Source organism: Fulvivirga sp. M361, assembly GCF_007097395.1.
Classification (GTDB): Bacteria; Bacteroidota; Bacteroidia; order Cytophagales; family Cyclobacteriaceae; genus Fulvivirga.
Genome location: NZ_VKDC01000027.1, coordinates 1 through 24,878, shown reverse-complemented (window position 1 = coordinate 24,878; position 24,878 = coordinate 1). Strand labels below are relative to the sequence as shown.

Sequence of the window (24,878 nt, the reverse complement as noted above, 5' to 3'; positions counted from 1 at the left end):
AGGACCTGCAGGTAAGCCGATATGCCTAAATTGTAAGATTACCTTCCTGCGGTAGCTTATTTGGGAGTTTAATGTTGTATTGTGTCCCTATGCCCGGAGAGGAATAAATATTGATACTCCCTTGAATGTATTCTATGCCGTCATTGAACAAATGGTATCCCATATCAAAACCTTGAGAGCTTTTCACAACACGTTCGAACAAAGCATAAATGCAGTTCTTTACAGCTTTTGAAGCGCCTTCTCCATTATCTGTAATTTGTATACCGACTTCTTTTGATGTTGCAGTTACTTCAATTGAAACTAACTGCTCTTCTTTATCAGAGTTCAATGTGTTGATAACGTTTTTCAAAATAAAGTTCAATAGGATCAGAAGTCTGAAACGATCTGAGAAAAAGACAGAGGGTTGGTTTATTTGTATGTCCCAGTCTATGTCTACAGTTTTTCTATATCTCATCGCCGCGTGAAGCGCAGTATGTATTAAGTTATAGAAGTCTATGCGATGTGTATTCCAATGGGTTGTTTTTGCAGATAGGTGTTTATTGATTTCATCGGATGTTGGATAGCTGTCGATGAAAGTGCCCGTTACACCTTGCCCCTTCTTTATGTGATTAGTCTTTTCCGTATTGAAAATACTTTCCTTGTATTCTTCTCTCTCCCGCTTCATTTCTTTCATTACTTAATTCTTTCGCATGCTCACCTCTGAAGGTTCTATATATCCTACAGACTTTTCCTGTTTGATGATTTCTGTTATGGCTCTACAACAGCCAGGAAATCTTTTATGAAGAAAGAAAAAAAATAAATGTAACTTATAGGGGAAATACTGATTTACCTGTGCAGGTTTTACCCCTGTATAGTAGTGCGTGAACAAAGAATAGTAATGCATTGAGATGAATTACACGATTTATAATCTATTCTCATTTCAGGGAATGCCAAATGTACTAAGGGTTTGTTCTGATTTTTAGAAAGGTCCATGCCGGTTCTCATACTCATTATCGAACTATGCGTGATGGAGGTTCAAATTTCAATGAATTTGTTTTTGATCGCATACTTTACCAATTCAGCAGTATTGCGGAGTCCTAACTTGGACAAAATATTTGTTTTATGTGTCTCTACAGTTTTAACACTGATGAATAAGTCATCTGCCACTTCCTGGTTTGATTTGCCCAGTGCCACGTGTTCTAATACTTCTTTTTCGCGATGGGTAAGGTCACTTTTGCCTGTCGTCTTAGATCCTTTGCCGGACTGTTGTTTGTAAAATGATTCCAGAATAATATTAGTAATACTTTGTGAAAAGAATTTTTCCCCTGTTTTTACTGTGTTAATGGCTTGAAGTAGCATGTTTTTATTTGCGTTTTTTGGTAGATACCCATCGACACCCGCCTTAACAGCCGTAGTCACAAATTCTTCATTTACTTCACTCGATAGGAGTATGATCTTGACGGTGTCATTTTGTTCTTTGATCCATCTTGTCGCTTCAATACCATTCATCCCCTGCATCATAATATCCATTAATATAATGTCAGGTTTTAGCTCACCTGCCAGGTTAATGGCTTCTTCACCACTGGAAGCCTTGGCTATGATTTTGACATATTCTATGTTTTGTAACATAGAAGCAACTCCTTCCAGCAGGAGCTGGTGGTCATCGACAAGAATTAATCTGAGGTTGTTCATGGTCTTTGTAGATTGTTGTATAAACTGTTTTTACCAGTTGGTTAGAGGAGGAGGGTTTTTTTAAAAAGTGATCAACACTGACCTGTTTGGCTTTATTAATACTTTCTTTATCTGTATTACCGGATAATAGTATGATAGGAATATTTTTATCAGCCTTCAGCGCATTAATATCCTCCACAGGATCATTACCTGATCGATAAGACAGCATGAAATCAGTAATAATGAGATCAGGTGATTTGTTATGTAATTGTTTAATGCCTTGTAATAAATTACAAGCGATGAACACCTCATACCCTTCCATCACGAGAATGTCTTCCAGTTCTTCAAGCAAACCAGGTTTATCATCAATTACTAATATTTTCTTTTTCATAATCTACAGGTAGGGTTACAATAAAAGTGGTTCCTTTCTTTACCACGCTTTCTACAGTGATTGTTCCGTCTAGTATTTCCACCGCCTTTTTTACAATAGATAAGCCTAATCCGGTACCGTAAATACCACTTACTCTGTCACTGCGATGGAATGCTTCAAATATTTTTTCTCTTTCCTCTTTTTCTATTCCCAATCCCCAGTCCTTCACCAATACACGAAGCGCACCTTTTTTACATGTGACTTCCAGTCGAACTCTGTCACCTTTTGGGCTAAACTTTATGGCATTATTCAATAAGTTGATCAGAATATTTCTCATGAGTTTTTCATCACAAAAAATAGTGTCTGTATCGCTAATTATTACGTCCTCGACGGTATGTGTATAACCAGTCTGATAAGATACTTCTTCTATTATTTTATGACAAAATTCAGAAACCGATAGTAACGATCTGTTTACTTTGATCATGCCTGCCTGACTTTTGCCCATTACAAGCACGTCATCCAGCAAGTGTGTCATGTGGCGGATCTGCTCGTCTACTTTATTTAGCTTAACGTGTACAGCATCCCACCCTTTTTTCTCTCCGTAATTTTTTATGAAGTCAGAAGCAAATTGTATGGTAGTTAGAGGTGTTCTAAATTCGTGGGAAGCCATGGAAACAAATTTTGATTTCAGCGAAACCAGTTCTTTTTCTTTTTTCAATGCTTCCTGAAGCTCGATGGTACGTTCTTCCACTTTTGATTCCAGTTTGTCCCGGTAATCAATCAGTTCAGTAATGTCTTGTCCGACGCCTAACATTCCCACTATTCTGTTCTCATAGTCTCTTCTGGGAGTGCCGTTGAATAGCATGGTTACTGTCTGACCTCCTCTGGTTACCATTGGGAGTTCATAGTTTGTGGCATTTTTACCACGTAATATCTTCTTGAACAGTGATTTTACAATTTCCCGATGTCCATCGGCAATGAACTCCTGTAACAGGCTTTTTCCAAGGACCTCCTCTTTAGAAAATCCGGTTACTTTGGTGGCATAGTTGTTCCATTCGGTGATCTTTCCGTACCAGTTAATACCAAAAATAGGGGCATTGGCCGTTTCTATCAGGCTTACAAGTTCAGCAGCCACCTTTTGAGCTTTTTCTTCACTCTGATATACCTGGGTGATGTCGTTGATAGAAAGTACTACCCCCTTTTTGGAAGCAGAAAGTTTATAGGGTACTGTGGTCACTGATGCCCAACGTATCTGGTCATTCTTTTTTAAACCGATTACTTTGTTATGTTGACCTAAACCAGTTATGGCTGTGATGGTTGAAGGAAAGTGTTTAATGTCAAAAGGTTTATGGTCTTTTTGTAGGAGCTGAAAATTTGTTTCTAATACATTCGATATACCGATGTAATCCCGATTAGGAATATCCAACATTTTTTGAGCACTTTTATTATATGTGATGATAATACCATCATAATTGATCAAAACAATGCCTTCTGAAAGGCTCTCTAACACTCCCTCATACCGGGCTTGATTTTCTTCTAACAGCTGACTGGATAAAGTTTGTTCAGTAACATCACGTGTGGTGCTTACTATTTTGATAAGGCAGTTTTTTTCATAAACTGGCTCCGCAAGCGTCTCCAAATAAATGTAAATACCATCTTTACGCCTCCTTCGATAATTGAAGCGTTGTACATTACGTACTTTACCACTTTCTATAGCGCCGAATATTCTGGTGGTTAAATGGTTCTTGTCCTCCGGATGAATTCCATAGAAAGCACCGGCCTTGATCAATTCATTTGGTGTATACCCCAGTATTTTTGTAACGGATGGGCTTATCCACTGATAATCTCCGTTTGTATCATGAAGACATACCAGGTCTTGTACATGATTGGCTAATAGCTGGTAGTTATCTTGATTGTTCTGTAATTGATTTTGGATGATGCCTTTATCCATACGATGTTCATGATTCTTGATAACACGATGTACAACCGGTATCAGCCTGGCTACATTGCTTTGGTGGGTATGATCATCAGTGCCAGATGATACGGTATTAACGGTGGTTCCCTCCACATGAGAGCGAGACACCACTATGAGGGGTAGAGATGGATTGATTTCACTAACCAAAGACAATGCCTTGGAAGTGTCAAAAGAGGGGAGGTGATCGTTGCTAATGATGAGGTCCCAGCTATGTTCTGATAAAGCTTTATTGAAGTTGTTTTGCGTTTCTACCCGACGTGAGATAATGTCGAAACCTTCATCCCTTATTTTGTCAACCAGCAAGTTGTAGTCTTGCTCTGAATTATCAACTACCAGTACCTGTAGCACTTTCAGCTGTTTTTGTTGAATTATGTTTACCGCTAAGGACGCGTTCATTTGATGTGATATTAAAATTGTTTCATGTACTTGCTTTAGTTTCTATTTACCCTTCTACCAACATCACTGATTCCTTTAGATTGGGCATGAATACCTTGAACATTGTACCCCTGGTATAATGCCTGTCTATCTGAATACTCCCATTAAGTTTGTCAAGAGCATTTTTTACGATGTATAAACCCAAGCCAGAACCATCTGACTCGGTGTTACCACGAAAGAACATTTCGAATACCTTAGACCTAAGGTTGCTGGGAATACCCTGGCCCGTATCTGATATTTTAAATAAGACCCCTCCTTTACTTCTGATCGCTATGATCTTTATCTTGTTTCTTTTGGATTTTTTCCTGTACCGGATAGCGTTTTCAATAAGGTTTTGCCATATGCTTTTTACCAGGGACAGGTCACTGACCAGCTTTAGATCATCATCCATGACGAGTTCACTATCTATTTCATTGAACCCTTCTGCAAATTCAAAACTTTCCATGATATCTTCAATGGTTGAACGTACCGCTATACCCTCTATATTTAGTTCACCAAGTTTGATATTTGTGACGTTGAGTAATTCAACTAATGTGTCATTTAACCTATGAATGCTACCATACATTTTGTCTATCAAATCCCGTTTCTCGAACTCAGGGTCTTTTGAGGCAACATTCAGCAACCCTGTCACAGATGCTACAGGACCTTTTAAATCATGAGAAATGCGATAGAGTAACGTTTCCAACTCCTGATTAAGACTTACGAGTTTATCTTGATTGTTCCTCTGTTCAGTGACTTTTCGTACCAGAATGGATACGCCCTGAGTGGAAGGGTAAATATCTCCTTCGAAAAAGTCTTTTTTACGTACCCCCCTGGCAAAGGAAATGGGTAGCACCTCATGGTTTGCAATAGATTTTTGGATAAGATTGACCATCCGTCCATTTTTCCATTCAGGGAAAACATGATAAAGGTGCTTACGAATTACATTTTCTTGACCAAATTCTTGGTGGGCAGCATCATTCCAATAGGTGAAACTCATGTTAAAATCTATTGCGAAGAAAATATTCTGGATACTTTCCGCCAGAAATTGATACCTTAATTCCGATAAGACAAGAAGCTTGCGGTCCCGCCTTTGTTTAACTTTGAATCTGGCGGCTTTTATTTCGCGCTCGATGGCCGGTAACAAGCGTCGCAAATTGCTTTTAAGTACGTAATCGTTAGCCCCCGATCGCATGGCATCTACGGCAGCGGCTTCTCCGGTATCGTTAGACAAGACGATGAATGGAATTAAATGATCCACCTTTCGGGTTATTCGAAGTGCTTCATCACAGGATAAGCCATCGATGTTGTCGTCGCAAATGATCAGGTCCAGGCTGTTTTTTTGAAGTGCCTCCACCAATTCCTTGTGTGATCTGGCACGTTTTAAGTCAAAGGTTTGAGAAGATGATGACAGTTCATTCGTTATTCTTTCAAAATCATTTTCATCTTTTTCTAAGAATAGAATGGTCAAAATTTCACGCCTTAAAGGGTCACACATGAGTGAAAGTTTTTATTGTGGTTAAACTGGAAGGGGTGGCGTTGGCAATCAAGTCACTTGTATTGATATAAAATCAAGAGATTTCAGGACAAGTAATTGATAACTACTTTTTTGTCATTCGCCATGCTACACGACGCATTCGGTCATGAGGGTGGGGTAAAGAATATCTGTGAATATCTGTTAGTTCCGGCATTATCCACATTATTAATATTCCTTTAATATATTGGTGAATAATTTTTTTCATTTTAATAAAGGTTTTTCATAGTGATAATTTCTTAAACAGAAGTTAGCTCGTTTGCTAAGTTTTTATGAGATCATAATTCCTATCTGTAAAGCAAGTTTTGTCTTATAGAATTACATAAATCATACAAATAGTAATATTTAAGGTATTGATTTGTTTTATTATTCTTTTTTTTAAGATGTAATGAATCAATGCTTTTTAGTGTGTTTTTTTATTAAAGCACTTCTTTTTTTAATATAAATTATTGATTATCAAATAATTATAAAAAATACGAGTTGTATTATTTAGATTAAATCCAAATAATAGCATGTGATTAAATAGTTATATTTTGTAGTTCAATAGGACTATTCACTAGGGGTATACCCTTAGTTTTGACGAAAATAAGTTCTTAGTGCCTGATAATTAGGTAGTTCGAATCTTTTGACTCTTAATGGTTTGGAAACTGTGGATAAAGTAATACTTTAGGTTCTTACATTACGGATTAGAATTTTAGCAATTTGAAAAAGGAGTAAAATATTCTTATTTTTCTGATCTATTTTTTTAACTATATATAAAGTGAGGCGTTCACTTATTTTTATATTACTTTTTGAAGTGCCTTGTACGCTCTTGTCACAGGTGGATTCTGCCAGGATATCCCAGGAGTACATGGAGCAAGCCGATCAGATCTATCGTCAGCAAAAGGAAGCGATCGAGATAGCTAAAGAACTCTACATTCAGGCGGCAAATGCTGATGTTACCAATTTGAAGGCTAATTGGATGGCAGGTAAACTTTACCTGGAAACTATCAATAAAGATGCTGCGGTTACTTACCTGTTACGTGTAAAGGAACAAAAGCCTAATTATCGGTTTGATCTGGATTACTACATCGGACGTGCCTACCACTACGGATTGGATTTTGATAAGGCATTAAGTTACTATGAACGTTATAAGAAGAAGGTGATGAGCGCGCGCAGTTACCGCGGTAAAGACAGGGTGCCCCCGACTAGAGTGAGTCGTCGCATTATGGAATGTAACAACGGCAAAGAGATCATAACACGTCCGGCACAATATTCTATGCAAGCTCTGGGGGAAAATATTAATTCTGTCTGGCCTGACTATGCGCCGGTGTTAAATAAGGATGAAAATGTCATGATCTTTACTTCGCGACGTCAGGAAGACAATACTTCGCCTAACGTAGATAGAGATAACTTCTATTTTGAAGATGTCTTTATATCCCACAAAGTAAATGGTGAATGGCAAAAGGCTAAAAACATTGGCCCTCCTATAAATACAGCGTATCACGATTCAAATATTGCCTTATCTGCAGATGGTAAACGTTTGTACTTATATAAAGATGAAAATAACGGGGATATTTATTATTCGGATTTTGATGGAGAGAAGTGGTCTAAGCCCAAATATCTCACTAACAAGATCAATTCTTCGGTTTATAGTGAAAACTCATTAACAGAGACATTAAACAGTGATGTGGTTTTTTATACCAGCAATCGACCAGGAGGAGAAGGGGGCAGCGATATTTATATGTGCATTAAGGATAACAAAGGGAAATGGTATAAGTCAAAGAGCCTGGGGCCAGTGATCAATACCAAGTATGATGAGGATAGCCCTTTTCTGGCTTATGATGGTAAAACGCTATACTTCAGCAGTTCAGGACATAAAGGATATGGAGGTTTTGATATCTTCAAGTCGGTTTATGATAGTACCACACAAAGTTGGTCGGAACCTGAAAACCTGGGATATCCTGTTAATACTCCTGATAATGAGATTTATTTCCATGCCTCTAAAGATCAACGTACAGGTTACTTTGCTTCTGTACGTGAAGGAGGTGTGGGGTTTACCGATATTTTTATGGTAAAATACCATGGCAGCGGAAATGTACCGGCAGAATTAATAGCTGCCAATAACCAACGTGTCAATACGCAAAGCGATGATCCGCAGCAGCCACCAAAAGCACAAGCAGGTAAACAGAGTGAAGCAACTCAAACAACATTTGAGGATTATGAACTTAAGATCATGGATCATGTCCATAAAATATTCTTTAACACAGACCAAAGTTCCATTAAAGACGAACATCAGGCGGAGTTGGACAGTATTATCCAACTGTTGAATAAATATGATGTCTTACACATCGACATAGCCGGCTACGCCAGTAAAGATGGTAATCCCCGCTATAACCTTCAATTATCTCAAAAAAGAGCTTTGATCGTATTGGATTATCTCATCGGTCATGGATTAAATGAAGACAGGGTGGTAGCGCGCGGTTATGGTTCTATCACTGATGAAGAGGGAGATCCCGAAGGCCATCGTCGTGCTGATGTGAAGATTGTGGGAAGAACGGAAGAAAACTGAACCGTTTAAAGGTTTGGGAGGCTTAGATGGAAAATTTCATGTACCGTTTAGTTTATTGGATTTAATATCAAAGGTTGAGTAGCAGATGAGGGGGCATGGCAAAATAAGCATGTTGTAACAAGCTAGGGTCTCCCTTATCAACTATATAAGCTTGTGCACCCGTGACGGTATGTATTTTGGTTTGACGGAACAATACGACATCATGGTATTCAAATGGATAAATTAGAAATATGCTGCTACTAGATGAAACTATTTATTAGTCTGCTTATTAATAATAATTATTATACATTCCGATTTACTTTTTTTTGCAAGCTAAGCAGAAATTCTCCCTTTGTTTTGAGGCTATCTTATGTGTTTTGTTCTAAGTTTTGAAGAAAAAAATATAATTATTTAATTATTATGCATTGATATATTTGTTTATAATCTTATTAAATAAGATTATAAAATCATTAAAAATGACCAACCTTGGTCATTTTATAAAAACGGTTTCTTCCTGATCTTGCGTTGTTAGGTGTCTATAAAGTTAGTGTGATCCAGAAAAGCGAATACGCTGTTTTTCACGCAGTAGGCGTAGGATCTTATTCTACCTGGCACTTTCAAACAGACTAGTTTTTACCGAATTAAAACCATTTACCCCATGTCCAAACCGCGTACTACTGTATTTGAAAATGAAGCTTATATTGGAAAAACGTTGTTAAAAAAAAATAATGTTCCCCGCACACATGTAAAAACAATGGCTGAAACCGGTTTATTTGATAAGGTGGTGTCATTGTTGAGAAGTACCGATATAGACAGAGACTCTTTAGGTGCTGGAACAGATAAAAGATCGGTGTTTAATGCCCTGAAAAGGATGAAAGATGTGCATTGTAAAATCGTTTTTATTGTAAATCACTATGGTCAATTACTGGAAGCCGTAAAAACATCATCGCCCGGGGAGCGTCTTATAAAGCAGATAAAAAAAGATACGCTTGTTGAGGATGTTTTACAAGCTGAAAGGTTCATTCTAAATACTCTTCAGTTGCACGGACCTGACTTCAGCGAGCAAAAGCGTCCCGTAAGTGTTGATAAACTACTCATAAAAACGTCCGGTATTTGCCATATGGTGAAAAAGAAGGACATTATTCGTTGTGAAGCCGACGTCAACTACACCAGGATACACCTGAAAAGTGCCAAACCAATTACATCAGCGCGTACCTTAAAACAATATGAAAATGTATTGAACGACCTGCCTTTCCTGAGGGTGCATCAATCTCACCTTATTAACATTGACTACTTGCTACGCTATGAAAAAAGATACGGGGGGACATTGATATTGGAAGGAGAAAAAGAGCTTCCAGTCTCAAAAAAATACAAGGATACTTTGCTTGATACACTTGGTTTGTTTGATGCTATCGGCACAAATAATAAATAAAAAGTTTTCATTGATAAACTAGCCTGACCAGGTAAAAAACCTGCCATTTATCTTTTTTAGCCTTTTATAGTTTTACTGCATCAAGAAAGGTTTTCGTCTTTATCAGAAGGGCTAAATAGCACCGTACACGTATGTTAAAATCTCGACAAAATATATTTCAAATTTCTTTCAATAGTATGGTCACAATAGCCCTGGCAGGCTTACTTTACCTCCAGTGGAATGACGCTAAACTGGCGTATGTCGATTCTGCGCAGCTATTGAGTAAGTACCAGGGCATGATTGATGCCAGGAATTCATTCCAGGAAAAGTCTGCCTTGTGGCAATCTAATGTAGATACACTCGAAGCAGAATTGTGGTCAGAACAACAAAAGTTTGAACAGGAGGAAGAGCAAATGACAGTAAAAGAGCGCAAGCTTTCACAAAAACTTCTCCTTACCAAACGACAACAATTATCAGATTACCTGAAAGCCATCCAGGAAAAGGTGAAACAGGAAGATAGCAAAATGACTACGCAAGTGGTTGAGCAAGTGAATACGTACTTGAAAGACTATGGTCAAAAGAAAGGATACAGGATCATTATTGCAGCCACTGAATTCGGAAACCTGGCGTATGCCGAAGAAGGGCTGGATATTACGGAAGAAGTGTTGAAAGGATTGAATAAAATATATGCCGGCCTATAAAACTTACCGTACTCATCCAGCTTTTTTGGCTCTTTTTTGGCTGGTAATGGCATGCACCACTCCTGCTTACCTTGATAAAGAAGCCCTGCAAAACTATGTTCAGGATGTTGATCATGGCGTATCGATAACCAAGGAATGGAATGACGTAAAAATAAGCGTAATTAATCGTCCTACAGGTCTTCTCCTGGCGCAGGAACTTGACGCTGGTAAAGAAATTTCGTACGAGTCCCTTCAAAAACTTCAAGAGAAATATGGACATCATTACTACTTTGTGATTGGTTTTTCCAGGGGTAATAAAGAGCTGCTCTACAATACCGGTGCAAGCTATGATGCTTTTAGCCAACAACTTCAAACCCTGGCTTTCAGGATGCCGGATTATCTAACTATGACGACCTCAACTGCTGATACAATACCTGTTGCTGACTTCGCTTTTCCCAGAACCTACGGCATGGGTGGATCTACGCAGTTAATGGTAGTTTTTGATAAAAATAAGGCAAAAGGGAAAAAATGGGTCCAGGTTAATCTTAATGAATTTGGGTTTGGGTTAGGAAATCAGCGATTTCGGTTTAATGTGAAAGACCTGGAGAAAGTACCTGAACTGAAAATAGAAAATAGTTAAATCAGGTAGTATAGAAAGCGTTTCGATACATGTTTAGAAATAGAAAAATAACCCGAGGCGTTGCCCTCTTTTTGTTACTGACGTTTGTGCAGGACATTGTGTTACCTACCGTTAGCTGGGCGCTGACCTCAGGGCCTACAGCGCCTGAGGCTACTAGTTTTGAGCCGGTGGATACTACGGATATGGTCAATTTAATGACCGGAGATCTTGTTTATAACATACCACTTCTGGCGGTTCCGGGACCAGGAGGGGGGTACCCACTTTCGCTGTCTTATCATGCCGGCATTCAGCCGGAAGAGGAAGCCTCTTGGGTTGGTTTAGGATGGACACTTAATCCGGGAGCAATAACCAGAAGTGTAAGCGGCTTCCCAGATGATGCGATTTCAAAAGAGACAAACAGGTTTTTTTGGGAAGGTGGTGAGAGAACAACTGCCTCTATCGGGGTTTCTGTAGGCATAAAAGGCATCGCCTCTGTTAACTATGGATTGTCCATTTCTAATGACACATATCAAGGCGTAGGAATTGGATGGTCGACAGGTTTTGGCTTTGGTCTGGAACCAGCATCCGTATCGGTTTCATCGGTGACGGATGGCTATGGAAATAGTTCTGTAGGTGTAAAACAAAGTATTAACTTGCTGTCTGTTAAAGCGCTGGACCAGTTCGAATTATCTGCGAACCTGAGCAGTTCTAACGGTTCAAAGTTTTCAACATCATTAAAATTCAAAGAAAAGAACTCACTGGTCAGTGCGTCACTTTCATCGTCACAAGGCCTTAAGTTCTCAAGCATAGCTAACAGTTTACCATCTTTTAAAGTGACGAATAGTAAAAGTGGGAACGTATCAAGAACCAAAGGAGGTTTTTCCATACCTATATGGATACCTAAAACTCCTCTCTTTTTTAACATCGGTAGGAAGTACGAGAAGTATTGGATTGACGAATTGGAAAGCGTTACGGTGAACGGCTCACTGTATTACCCTAGGGTGAAAAAAGATGATGCCTATTTTGAAAAAAGGGAGTTTGACACCAACCGCATTCCTGGCATGAGAGCCTATGATGAACCATTGCGATGGCTTTTGCCTATTTCTGCGCTTGGAGGTATAAGTCCTGATTACGATGCCTATCAAGTAAACGCTCAGGGTGTCGGAGGCTCTATTCGGCCTCATATTTATAAACAAAGCCTTGTGTCTCGAAGCACATTCGGGGAGCAGATACATTTAGACCCTCAGAATGCCCCGGTAGCATTCAGGTTTTTAAATGAATTCTCCAATAAACTTATTTATGATGACAGCCAGGATACGTTCGTGGAAACAAATGAAGATGATAAAAAATCAATTAGATACAGCTTTAACGGTGATACGGACACAGGTGATGGTCTGATAGAAGGGTTTGTGGAAAACAATTTGGCCGGATCAAAATCCGTGGTTTGGTTTTCAAACGACGACATAATTAACACTGGTTCGAAGGTGTTGAAATATGGGTTTAAAGAAACTGTCACCACAGGTTTTGAGAGAAAAATTGAATATGGAGAACAGATCGGAGCATTTCAGGTTACCAATGAGTCTGGCGTTACTTACCATTTTTCACTTCCGGCTTACAATAAAGAAGAATACTTTTTTTCAGAGAATAGAGACGATAAGAGGGGAGATACTTTTAATGAGTTAACAAAGAGCGCTTATGCCTATACCTGGTACCTAACTGCAATAACAGGTCCGGACTATGTCGACAGAGGCACCAGTGGAAGGTTTGACGATCGGGATTGGGGATATTGGGTTGAGTTTGAATATGGATTATGGTCAGATCAATACTACTGGCGTAATCCTGGAACCGGGCTTATGAAAGATGATGACAGTAGCTTTGAGAATTTTTCTTCAGGAACAAAAGAGCTCTATTATCTGGACGCTATTCGAACGGCCACACATACCGCTCTTTTTATAAAAGATATAAGAGACGATGCTAAAAGTAGTATTCCAATACTTGGGAACAGGGTCTATACGGAGTGTGAAATATCTAAACATAAACTGACGAATCTTGAAAAGTCGGGAAGGTACAGACCTTTTAAGGTCAGGTCTCAATGTGCATCCATACAAAATCCCTTCACAATACACTCAGGAGAGGTATCATATTATGCTAAACCGACCAGTACGATGCGTTTAAAACAAATTGTGCTGATTAAAAATCAGGATCTTAACAACATAGCTGTACATAAAGATCGTGGAGATGTTTTCAGGCAGTACAGTACTTATCAATGGCAGGTCAGTACTACTGGCAACCAACCTGACTGTTCGCCATGCGATTATTCCGATCTGGTATTTGATCAGCACAAGGAAGACAATGTACTTGATGTACATGATCTCACCCCACCTATTCAGAAAGATATAACAAACAGCGCTATCAATGCTTTCGTTTTCAATACGGATTATTCTTTGGTACCAGGTACACCCAATAGCTTTTCTTATAAAGCTGTCAACAGACCGGTCCCATCCTATCGTCCATCAGATTACACACCGAGGGGAAAGCTTACGTTAAATTCCATTCAGGAAATTGGGTATAATGGATCGAAGTTGATCCCTCCAACTTATTTTAGCTACTCAGCGCCTGAATCGGTTTTACTCGAACAGGTAAATACAGCTGAAGGAGGACCTATCACAGTTTTACTCCATAAAAGCAATTTAAATCAAGATGTAAGAGCGCAATTGGAGCAAGGTGTCATCATAAAATATCGGTATGAAGACAATAGCACCAGGTATGCGCGCATATCAAAAGAGTTTGACAATTATTACCTGTTGGAAAAAGTAGGCTACTTTCCGATTAAAAATGGGAAATTTTATGACTTAACCATTGTGAAAGATAACCTGCCCTATGAAAAAGATATTTCCGATGAATGGGGATTGTATAAGGAAGACCCGACACAATGGTCATTAAAGACCATTAAAAATCCTTTAGGAGGGAACATAAAGATCAATTATGAACCAGATGATTACAGTGAGACCATTTTTGATGGTAGCTATCAATTTCCTGTAGAAAAGTATCTACCAGCAGAAGGGGTGATTAAATTGAAAGAGCATCCCAGGATAGACCTTGAAAACCTGCAGTCATGTAATGACAGTATCTCACTGCTGGCCATAATGAAAAGCCCTTATGTGGCATGGAGAAGGCCTAAAGTTAAACCAAAAATTACCGGCTATAAATTAAAGATCAGGGGTGTAGATCTTGAACAAAAGACCATTCTCGTCGAAAGCAATAGTACGGATCATTCCTTTGTTGCCGGGCATGTAGCCATACGTGAATTCTTATCTCAGGGAGGGGGTATTAGAGTGAAGGATGTATCTGTTGAGTTGGATAACGGTTTCACGAGTACTACACATTTTTCATATGCCCGGAAGAAAAAAGGCAAAGACAACGAATCTATTAGATCATCATCAGGATATACCTTTTACAGGCCTGACTTTAATAAACTTACGTTCGATTTTGCATCGATAGAGGATACACACTTTTCCGAAGACCCTATCATAAGAGAGCCTGCGCCGCTTATCTCACGACATTTTAGAGATAAGTACAAGATCAGTTTTAACTACGGAAAGGTAGAGTTGTTCAGGTTAGCCAAATTTGTGCCGGGACCTGGTGTAATGTACACGCAGGTGGAAGTGAGGGAGAGCAGAACAGACACCAGAGGTCAAGTAAGGACAGTACCAGGGTTTACGAGGTACCAATACAGCTTACCAAGAGAAGATATGGTAAGTATTTCCATAGAAGATAGCGGAAGAATTCATAATGGGCCCGGTACGTTAAAGACTCACACACGTTTGACTGATTTTACCTCAGAGATGGGGCGCCTTCTGAGCGTAGTAAGATTTACCGATGAGCAGGGTAACAATAAGCTTACCGAAACCACCCATCATTATTTTGAATCAGGTTCTTATTATAAATATGAGATATTGGCAGGTAAATATTTCTTCCAATACGATACCTATCGTGATACCTTGGAAAGCAAATTTGGTCATCAGGGTTTTTTTGAAGAGACCTTCAGCTATGCCGAAAGAAAAAATGATCAGATAAATGCCTTGATGTTCAATCATGAAGTTTTTCCTGTCGTAAAAACCGGCAGTACTGTAAGAAACTATAAATCAGGTATTGTTACCGATGAAACTAACATAGCTTTTGATTTTTATTCCGGTAAGCCTACAAAAATAATTACTTCAGATGGCTATGGTAATAAAATCACTTCCGAGTCAACACCTGCCTATCATTTTTATCCGGGAATGGGACTCTCTGTAAACGGAGGGAAAAATATGCTTGTACAATCAGCACAAAATGTCACTTACAAAAGTGTGATGACTGGTTCCGAATCTCATGATGGGTTAGTTTCATCTAGCATACAGACATGGAGTGATCACATTCCATTTGAGGGTATAAGTGAAGATAACTACCATAGAGGTATATGGAGAAAGCATACATCATATTACTGGAATGGAGACGAGCTAATTAATAGCGTTACGGGCTTATATCCCATGACACATTTCAGGGGAAACATGTTTAACTGGAACTCACCTATACCAGTTGATAATCCCCAATGGCAAAAAAACGTTGAGATCACCCTCACCGATGTATATTCAACCGCTCTTGAAACTAAAGACATTAACGGCAACTACAATTCTCTTCGCAAGAATGATCAGGAAATGATACTAGCATATGCCCATAACGCCAGTTATGAGGAGATGGCCTACAGCGGCGTAGAAAGTTTGAAAAGTGAATTGAACCTCAGGGAGGGAGGAGTACATTGGGGTCAGGGTATCCCTGTGGTAGTGGAAAAAGAAGTTTTTGATACTTACATGAAAGGCGATGAACAAGTTACTGAAAAACTGGCTATCAGCAATAGGGCACATTCGGGGAAAAGATGTCTGAAACTAACTAATGGTACAGCATTTCTTGATACGTTAAGAGTTGGACCAACAGTAGATCTCAATAAGCCCTATCGAGCGAGTGTATGGATATACTACCCTGGAGATGCGGAGCTGGCCGATAATATGAAAAAGGTCAAACTTTATTACAAGACCAATTCAGATGAGACGGGTCACAGCGTGCATGCCACACCCCAAAAAAATAAATCTGGAAGTTGGTACCAGCTTAATCTAAACATTTACCCTGATGGTGCTAATGAACTTTATGTTGGTGTTGAAAATAACGCTAATGTACGGAGTGTTTTCCTGGATGATTTCAGGCTGCATCCAATGAATGCTTCTATGGCTTGCTTCAACTATGATGAAAAAACAGATCGGGTGACTGATATCCTGGATGAAAAAAACTTTTACACACATTATGAATACGATGGGATGGGCAGACTGATCAGGACCAGTCAGGAAGCCTTTAACTTCGACTTTGGCAAAGGAAAAGAAGGATTCAAAGATGACCAGGTGCTCGAAGCTATTATATACAATTTTAAAACAAGCCAAATTGGGAACTGATGAATATCGCCAATAAAAAGATAATAGGGAGTGCTTTAGCATTATTTGTGGTAATGTTCAATTTAAGCGCTCAGGACTATGACTATGCAGTTGATTTTGCAGACTGTTTTGATGAGAACAACCGATCCGTAGGCCCTATTATGGTAGGTTATCCTTTAGATACAACTAAAAACCTCAGAGTTTGGATAGAAGGAGGTAGTAGAACCGGGGCAACATTAACTACCAATGGTTACAATGGCTACGTACAAAGTTTTACCCTTACATGGAATCGTAATAGTGATGAAACATTCGCAAGAGTGTATGTAAGACCGCCGTACGATATGATTCCTGATCTGTCAAGAACATTTCTTTTTTTTCGTAGCCCTCCCAAAGCGGATCATCCCGGTGGGCTATCTGTGGAAAACACCTCGCCCATAGTGCTGAACAGCGGACAACAGGACATTACCGTAAATGTGGATTGGAATGCGTCCAGGTTCAGTAATAGCGATCGCGTAAACCTTATAAAAATATATGTAAACGGCTTGTATAAATCGCAAGTAACAAACCCTGGGAGCACGGTGCCTGTAAAACTTGGTCCTGGTCGGCATACGATTGCTCTGGATTTTATCCAGGATTGGGGGGATGGTTTGAAATGTGGGTTGAGTAACAACAGGCCTACATTATCTCTGGAAGTAAAGCCGGCATGTGAAGATGATGATTTTAGATTGACATTAGCTGAAATCGATGGCACTCAACTGATAGAGGAAGAAGGTGGTTTTTTACTTGATAGTGGTGTCTTCTACACCATTGTTCCTATAAACTTAAATAATGATGGTGATATTACCGATTTTACAGATTATACCATTAATCCACCGGGAGGGCCGGAAGTGACATATGATGATACCCGTCAGACGATCCGGATCAATAAAAGTATTGGCAGTTATTTGCTTAGCGCTTCCGGCTACTGTCCAACCATAAGTGCCAAACTGTTTTTAGGAGGATCAGATAAGACCTATGCCAAGCAGTGTGATTTTATTCTACCCGAGGGGCTGCCAGATTATGATCCAACTAATGATGGCTTTAAACATTTTGCAGCAACCATTCAAAGTCAAACGCAGATTGTTGTAAAACCAGGCTTAAAGTTGAGCCAGGGTGCTGAATTATTTTTAGAAGTAGCTCCTCCTCAAAACCTTGGCCCAGGTAGAGACAGGAACTTTATAGAAACACTGTCATTTGATGAATTCAATCAAAAAATGGCCCATGAACGCCAATATTTTGATGATATGGGGAGGCCCACACAAACTCAGACTGTTGACATTAACAACGAAGTGATTTTTGCCGAAGAAGTGCTTTACGATGAATATGGCAGGCCTGTAATAGAAACCCTGGAAGCGCCTGTAAAGGTTCTAAGCGAGATCGAAGTGATTACGGATGAGTGCAAAGATGATAATGGCGAGAACGGCGTGGTAAAATATGTGGATTTTAGCTATGAAGAAGGCTTTGTGAAAGATCAAAATGGTCAAACCTATGACTACACCAATTTTTCATTAGATAAAATGGAAAACCCTGATGCTGTTGGTAAGCAAGAATATACCCTCGGCTGGTACTATAGTGATAAAAATGGCACTTCAAGTGTGGCTGAGCTAAATGAAACGAACGTGCCGCAAACACAATTTCCTTATTTCAGAACATTGTTTCATGATGATGGCACCGAAGAAGTAAAAGGTGTCACTAAACCGGGGGATGAGCACCGTGCGGGTAGTGGACACATAAGCTTCACGGATCGTGGTGAGGTAGAAGCTGAAGATCCTTTGCTAATAAAGTATTTTGAAATGAGGGAAGAGGCAGGGTTGCCTACCCCCGCAAGTTTGGAGGGAAATTTTTACTACGTAGAAAATACCGATATAAACGGCAGCATTCCTGCCCCTGGTGAAACTACCAAGCGTCGATCAAAAGTGATCTATGACCAGGCAGAAAACCCTTTGATAGAAGTTCTGTTCGATGACCTGGATAAGGTAGTTACTAAAAGCTACCAATTTTACGACCTGGTAGGTCGGTTGAAAGTGTTAGTCTCTCCTAACGGAGTTGTGCAATTCGAAAATGAGGAACCGGAAAAAAAAGTGGGATATGACCATATCGATAAAACCACTTACTACTATGATTTTCATGGCCGGCTTATACGGTCTGCCGAACCCGATGCCGGTGAAACCCGATTCATTTACAGGAATGATGGTAGCATCAGGTTTTCTCAAAACACCAAGCAACTGGCCAATGGGGGGCGTTATTCTTATACGAATTATGACGAAATAGGGCGTGTCATAGAGTCGGGAGAATACCTGCCGTTAAATACACAAGACATTACTTTTGGCAGCCAGTCAATGAAAAACATTCTTGAGATCACTACGGAGAATGGAGGTTTACCCGATAAAATGATCAACGGAAAGCCTAACAAGAATGATAGAACCATGACACACTTCGATATACCCATGCAGGTGCAAAGTTTGCCAGACACTATGGAACAGCGTTTCACCCATGGCGCAATTTCCTGGACTAAGAATAAGAACGTAACTACTTTTTATAGTTATGATGAGCTGGGGCGTATAGTCTGGATGCTCCAAGAGATTGATGGGTTGGGAGATAAACTCTTGGAATATCGTTACAGCATATTTGGTTCCGTGAGAGAGGTAGCGTACCAACGTGGCAAGTTTGATCAGTTTTATCACTATTTTGACTATGACAAAACCGGCCGGTTGTATAAAGCCTATACAAGCCAAGTGGCTCCGGAGTACGGTCAAAATGGTGAGATAGTCAATTCGGAAGTTCTTAACTTACAAGCTACCTACAAGTACTATCTTCACGGCCCGTTGAAGCGTATTGAATTAGCACAGAATTTACAGGGAATAGATTTCGTTTACAATATCCACGGCTGGATTACAGGTATAAATCATCCGAATGTTGCGAAAGACCCTGGTCAGGATGGTGATCCTACTGGTGAAAATGGCTCTTTCCAGGAAGACGCTTTTGGTCTGTTGTTAGATTATTATGAGCGCCAGATCCGGAATACACAAGCTCCAACGGCGAAGATGCTGGATACAGGACGCTTCCATGGACTCCCTGGAAATGCCGGAAGCGGTAAAGCCTCAGATGTCACTGTAAAGTTTCAGGACTGACTCCATGACCTGCCCAATATATATGCTTGATTTAACCTAATGCTACTATGAGCTTTGTGCATAAAATACTAACTATCATTACATTAACATTATTAGTATCTTACACGTTCAGCACTCCGGTGCCAATCGCGGATGAAAGAGTGATGATTAACATTGTGCCTGATGACAGGGAGATAGCAGCCTTGAGAGATTTGTACCAAAGCGCTGACGGCACACAGTGGTTAAACCCCTGGCCTTCACCTGATACCTGGGCCGGCAGTCTCGAAGATGGGGTATGGCAAGAGTTAGATGGTGTAACCGTATTGAACGGTGATATAGTGCAGCTTAATTTGCAGGGGAAAGGTCTCCGTGGTGAGCTACCTGACGTATTAGGTGAGTTAACAGCACTTTCATCACTTAATTTAGGCGGTAATGTCGGTTTAAGGTTTCCGAATGGTTTTCCTTCATGGCTTTGCAATTTAGCCTCCTTAGAGGTCGTTGATTTTTACAATGTTCCACTCAGAGATGTTATTCCGGATTGCTTTTTTACCAATTTAACTGGCTTGAGGTCGATATATTTTGGCAGATGTGCATTAAATGGAGAGATTCCGGAAAACATAGGAGATGCTACGGAACTCAAATCAGTCTTTTTACAGGAAAACGCGCTAACAGGAAATTTGCCATCCAGTTTAGGAAACTTAAACGGGCTCGAATCGTTCCGGGCCTTTTCCAATCAACTGAGCGGACCCATACCCGATGAAATTGTTCAAGCTCCCAGGCTGGTGACCTTCAATGTTGCAAATAATGACTTAACCGCATTACCTGATTTTACAACGCACAACCGTCCTAATATATTAGCGTTAAGTGTTATAAACAACCGGTTGGACCTTAACAGTTTGGTTAAGAATGCAACAGGTGTTGACACACATCCATTCGGAGTTTTTGGTTTTACTCCTCAAAAGGAAGTTCCGTTTGGTACATCAAATGAGTTCACCTTTTTAGAGGGACAGGATCTTACGCTTGTGGCTCATGAAATGGACCCTCAGACAGTGATACAATGGGAGCGGCGTTTGGGAGACGGTTCGTGGCAAGATGTGACTGGCCTGGACACTGATAACGCCCGGAATACTTTTACCATTCAAAGGGCGGATGAGGCTCATGCCGGCATGTACCGCTATCATACTACACACCCATGGCTTCCAGGCCTTACCATTACCAGCCGGGAAGCTCACGCCATAATGTCCGATGCAGTCACTGTTTCCGACGAAGTAGAATTGACTGCTTTAAGAGATCTGTATAACAGCACTAATGGGGCGGGTTGGACTACCCCGTGGCCTTCGCCGGAAACGTGGCCGGAAAGTCTGGAAGAAGGAGTTTGGACAGACCTGGAAGGAGTAACGGTTGAATATGGAGATATTGTTTCAATATCCCTGTATGGTCGTAACCTTACCGGAACGTTACCACCCTCCCTGGGCAACTTGCAAGAGCTGAGAACCATTGATTTTGGAGGCAATACAAGGCTAAGCTTTCCTGAAGGATTTCCTTTATGGTTATGTAACTTGACAGCGCTGGAAAGCATTGCTTTTTACAACGTAGCCTTTAATGGTGCCATTTCTGAATGTCTTTTTGCCAACCTCACCAACCTTCGGTCTATCTATTTTGGCCGTTGCTCATTGACTGGGGAAATACCTGAAAACATAGGCAATGCTTCACAACTAAAAAGCATATTCCTGCAAGAAAATAGGCTCACGGGCAATTTGCCTGTCAGTTTAGGTAACCTCACTTCAATGGAGTCATTTCGTGCCTTTAATAACCAGTTAAGTGGTCCGATCCCAGATGAAATTCTCCGGATCCGTCGCTTAGTATTTTTTAATGTGGCCGACAATAAGTTAACTTCAATGCCAAACCTGCGGACACACTCCAATGTACGTAACCTGCAACTTGGCCTGCAGCAAAACCAGATCGGCTTTGGTACTATCGAACCAAATTTTACCGATGTAGATACCCATCCTTATGGTTTCTTAGCACTTTACGGCCAAATGAACGTACCTATCAACTCCGAAGGAGAAGTGATATTCAACGAAGGTGGCACGCTTATCATCACTTCGCAGGATATCGGACAGCTGACAGAAGTATTCTGGGAGAAAAAAAGCGGTAGCGATTGGGTAGACATATCCCACACGGACGAAGCTTCGGAAAATCATGTTTATACCTTATCGGACGCGGGGGAAGAAGCCACTGGCCTTTACAGGTATCGTGCTGTAAACCCATGGATAAGCGGCCTGGAAATTATCAGTGCGCCGGTGAGCGTAAAGATGAGTCAATCCGCTCCTGACCCTGGTTATGTGCCAAAACAGATGTATGACGGTAATATCACAGCTCTTGCCTGGCATACGCGTGAAGTGGAGGGAGTGCCTAATTCAGCATCTTCAGGTGTATACCTCTTTGATTACGATCAGCAATATCAGTTGGAAGGAGCTCAGTGGGCGCAACCTGATCCTGTTTTTCAAGAGTACTCAGTCAATAGCAATGAGTTCAGAGTGAATAACTTAACCTATGACAAAAATGGTAATATCACTAATTTGTGGAGGTCTGATAGCAATGGAGTGATCCGGGATAAGTTTAGCTACGAATATAATACTGCTATTGATATTCAACAAAATAATCAACTTCAGTATATAGCAGGGCACTCTCATTATCACTACAATGAAATAGGTGAGATGATCTATGAGGACAGTGAACTCGATTCATTAGATAAATATGTAAAGTATAACATGGAAGGTAAAGTAACAGGTATCTATTCAAAGGCTGTACAAACCTCAGATGGCAGTTGGATATATAACGAAGCTGACCTTAAAGTAAGTTTTGAATATGATGACCGTGGGTTTAGAATATTAAAGAAAAACCACGAAACGGAATGGGAGACGTGGTATGTCCGTGATGCTTCGGGTAAGCTGGTCAGTATTTATGAAAAGCCGGATCCTGATGGCATTGTTACGCAGACTGAAATACCCGTTTATGGAGCAAAAAAGTTAGGAGTATACTATCCACAGCAAGATGGTTCCGTAGCATATGAGCTTACTGATCATCTGGGTAATGTAAGAGGAGTTATGAAACGCATTGTGAACAGTTTTACGGCCACTATGGAAGACAATGGACAAGCGGTTTATTCTAATCCGCGTGTAGGAGAGGTGGCCTTTTTTGATAACATAGCGGAAACAGCGCTTGGAGACAACAGGACCGGATGGAATCGCACGCCGGCCAGTAATGCTGTGCCTATGCCAAACAAGTCAGCGTTTTTACCTGGCGATGGCATTGTAGAGGAATCGATGGGTCCTGCCATTGCGTTGAAAGTGCAACCCGGAGATAATATAAGCTTATCTGTTTATGGAAAATTATTGGGCCCCGAAGGTGGTAGCTCAGGTAAATTAGCCGTTAGCGAATTGGCTTCAATGCTACATAGTACTACGATCAATGCAGTAGGAGAACAGGTAATATCACATGGCACGATACCGCTTGCTTCTCTTACAGGATTTTTTGCAGGTAAAGAAATCATGGCGCTGGCTTCATTAAATTATATAATACTGGACAATGATTTTAATCTGATCAATTCAGGCTATGAATACATGAGTGAAGAAGCTATAGTGGATCCTCTTACGCTTGATGACGATCAATGGACCAGGCTAGAGACCTCGTTACATGTGACCGAGCCCGGATATGTCTACATATTTATTAATAATGAATCTGTAGGAATAGACGCCATTTTTGATGACATGAATGTAATTATGACGGGTGATCGACTAGTGCGCTCCACAGACTACTACCCCTATGGCTCGGTGATGTCCAGCGCCGTAATGGATCAGGAAGATAATTATCGTTTTGGCTACCAAGGGTTATTTTCAGAGAAAGATCACGAAACAGGTTGGAATAATTTTGAGGCCAGACAGTATGACCCGGTTATTGGCAGGTGGACTACTATTGATCCCGATGGTCAGTTTGATTCACCGTACTTAGCCTATGCCAATAATCCTATCATATTTGTAGACCCTGATGGAAGATTCGTAGGCACTATCATTGGAGGAGTTGTAGGAGGGTTTTCTGATGGTGAATGGAACTGGAATAATGCGCTTAAAGGAGCCTTGGTGGGGGCTGTGGCGGATGCAACCTTTACAGCAATCATATTGAGTGCGGGAACCGCTACCCCATTTGTCGTTCCGGTAGCAGCTCAGACGGTAGTATTGGCAGGGGCGGCGGCCGGAGCTATGGCAACGGCGACGGATGACCTTCTAAACAATAATGGTTTTAATCCCATGAAGATTGTAAAGGGAGCGACGCTGGGTGGAGCCACCGCAGGATTAGGCCGGTGGATCGTCAAAGGTGCCAGGGGACTCGCTTCGAAGCCAAACAAAACCCCTGAAATAGTGGTCGATAAGATCAAACAGGTTCCCCTGGAACCTAAACTTACTTCCAATGAAAGATATCTGTTGGAACAAATGCATTATTTGACCGTAAAGCGTAACGGTATTCTTAACAGGCTTAAATTTCTCCGAGACACGAATAGGAAATTAAGCCCTGAAAGATTGCAGGAATATCACCAAGAACTGGATCTGTACAATGCTCAATTGGATAAGGCAGTCGAATTATTTTACAAATTAGACTAAAATGTATTCCAGCCATTTCTTATAATCAAATGAGCAAATTGAATAGAGTTAACCTAATATGGCTTCAGTTTCAAACTGAAGCTTGCAAATAAATGCGATTTGAGAGCAAAGAAGTCTTTGATTTCGGCTACTGCCCTCAAGCTTTTTTAAAACCCTGATAAACATAAAGTAAGGGCTAACCATGTCATGAGGCTTGTCAATCCTATATTCAACAATAAACTAACAAAGCATTAAAGCCAAATGAAAGGTCAACATAATCATTTAGTGCTCCTTCTTAATAAGTATTTGTTTCACTTTAATCGTATCCATCCGAAGAACCCATCTGTTGATTTTGGTGATGGCATCTTAACTTAGCGGGTATTTTTCCAGTTGTTGGGTAAAAGTTGATAGAGGTCCTTGCGTTTGTGGGACTGCACCCTGGTC

The 24,878-nt window shown here is 40.4% G+C and carries 12 protein-coding genes; 7 read left to right on the top strand and 5 right to left on the bottom strand.

Translation table 11 applies throughout. The annotated features are described in order from the left end of the window. Window positions 1-25 precede the first annotated feature (25 nt). The 5 genes from FNH22_RS23215 to FNH22_RS23195 all read right to left on the bottom strand — a co-directional run bounded on the left by FNH22_RS23215 (window position 26) and on the right by FNH22_RS23195 (window position 5,907). Window positions 26-664 carry an ATP-binding protein gene (locus FNH22_RS23215; RefSeq protein ID WP_185154370.1) on the bottom strand — a complete coding sequence of 213 codons (639 nt, stop codon included), beginning with the start codon at window positions 662-664 and terminating at the stop codon, window positions 26-28. A 350-nt stretch (window positions 665-1,014) separates the two neighbouring features. Further along, the gene (locus FNH22_RS23210) at window positions 1,015-1,671 is read right to left on the bottom strand and encodes a response regulator transcription factor (RefSeq protein ID WP_143400849.1); all 657 of its coding nucleotides are present in this window, start codon (window positions 1,669-1,671) and stop codon (window positions 1,015-1,017) included. After that, window positions 1,640-2,041 (bottom strand): PleD family two-component system response regulator, encoded by a 402-nt coding sequence (locus FNH22_RS23205; protein WP_143400848.1) that lies wholly within the window; start codon window positions 2,039-2,041, stop codon window positions 1,640-1,642. Before FNH22_RS23205 ends, FNH22_RS23210 begins: the two co-directional genes overlap by 32 nt. Beyond that, window positions 2,016-4,391 carry a PAS domain S-box protein gene (locus FNH22_RS23200; protein WP_143400847.1) on the bottom strand — a complete coding sequence of 792 codons (2,376 nt, stop codon included), beginning with the start codon at window positions 4,389-4,391 and terminating at the stop codon, window positions 2,016-2,018. Before FNH22_RS23200 ends, FNH22_RS23205 begins: the two co-directional genes overlap by 26 nt. 46 nt (window positions 4,392-4,437) lie before the next feature. Beyond that, window positions 4,438-5,907: an ATP-binding protein gene (locus FNH22_RS23195; RefSeq protein ID WP_143400846.1), complete on the bottom strand. Its 1,470-nt coding sequence runs from the start codon at window positions 5,905-5,907 to the stop codon at window positions 4,438-4,440. A gap of 796 nt (window positions 5,908-6,703) precedes the next feature. Between FNH22_RS23195 and FNH22_RS23190 the strand changes: the two genes are divergently transcribed. The 7 genes from FNH22_RS23190 to FNH22_RS23160 all read left to right on the top strand — a co-directional run bounded on the left by FNH22_RS23190 (window position 6,704) and on the right by FNH22_RS23160 (window position 24,455). Continuing rightward, on the top strand, window positions 6,704-8,494 hold the full coding sequence (locus tag FNH22_RS23190; RefSeq protein ID WP_143400845.1) for an OmpA family protein: 1,791 nt from the start codon (window positions 6,704-6,706) through the stop codon (window positions 8,492-8,494). 637 nt (window positions 8,495-9,131) lie between these two features. Then, on the top strand, window positions 9,132-9,905 hold the full coding sequence (locus tag FNH22_RS23185; RefSeq protein WP_143400844.1) for a LytTR family DNA-binding domain-containing protein: 774 nt from the start codon (window positions 9,132-9,134) through the stop codon (window positions 9,903-9,905). A 176-nt stretch (window positions 9,906-10,081) separates the two neighbouring features. Further along, on the top strand, window positions 10,082-10,585 hold the full coding sequence (locus FNH22_RS23180; RefSeq protein WP_143400843.1) for an OmpH family outer membrane protein: 504 nt from the start codon (window positions 10,082-10,084) through the stop codon (window positions 10,583-10,585). Continuing rightward, the gene (locus tag FNH22_RS23175; protein WP_143400842.1) at window positions 10,572-11,204 is read left to right on the top strand and encodes a hypothetical protein; all 633 of its coding nucleotides are present in this window, start codon (window positions 10,572-10,574) and stop codon (window positions 11,202-11,204) included. The genes FNH22_RS23180 and FNH22_RS23175 overlap by 14 nt, the downstream gene beginning before the upstream one ends. Window positions 11,205-11,233: 29 nt before the next feature. Then, window positions 11,234-16,666, top strand: a complete 5,433-nt coding sequence (locus tag FNH22_RS23170) for a hypothetical protein (protein WP_143400841.1) — start codon at window positions 11,234-11,236, stop codon at window positions 16,664-16,666. Beyond that, window positions 16,666-19,815, top strand: a complete 3,150-nt coding sequence (locus FNH22_RS23165; protein ID WP_143400840.1) for a hypothetical protein — start codon at window positions 16,666-16,668, stop codon at window positions 19,813-19,815. Before FNH22_RS23170 ends, FNH22_RS23165 begins: the two co-directional genes overlap by 1 nt. 47 nt (window positions 19,816-19,862) lie before the next feature. Then, the gene (locus tag FNH22_RS23160) at window positions 19,863-24,455 is read left to right on the top strand and encodes an RHS repeat-associated core domain-containing protein (protein WP_143400839.1); all 4,593 of its coding nucleotides are present in this window, start codon (window positions 19,863-19,865) and stop codon (window positions 24,453-24,455) included. Window positions 24,456-24,878: the final 423 nt, after the last annotated feature.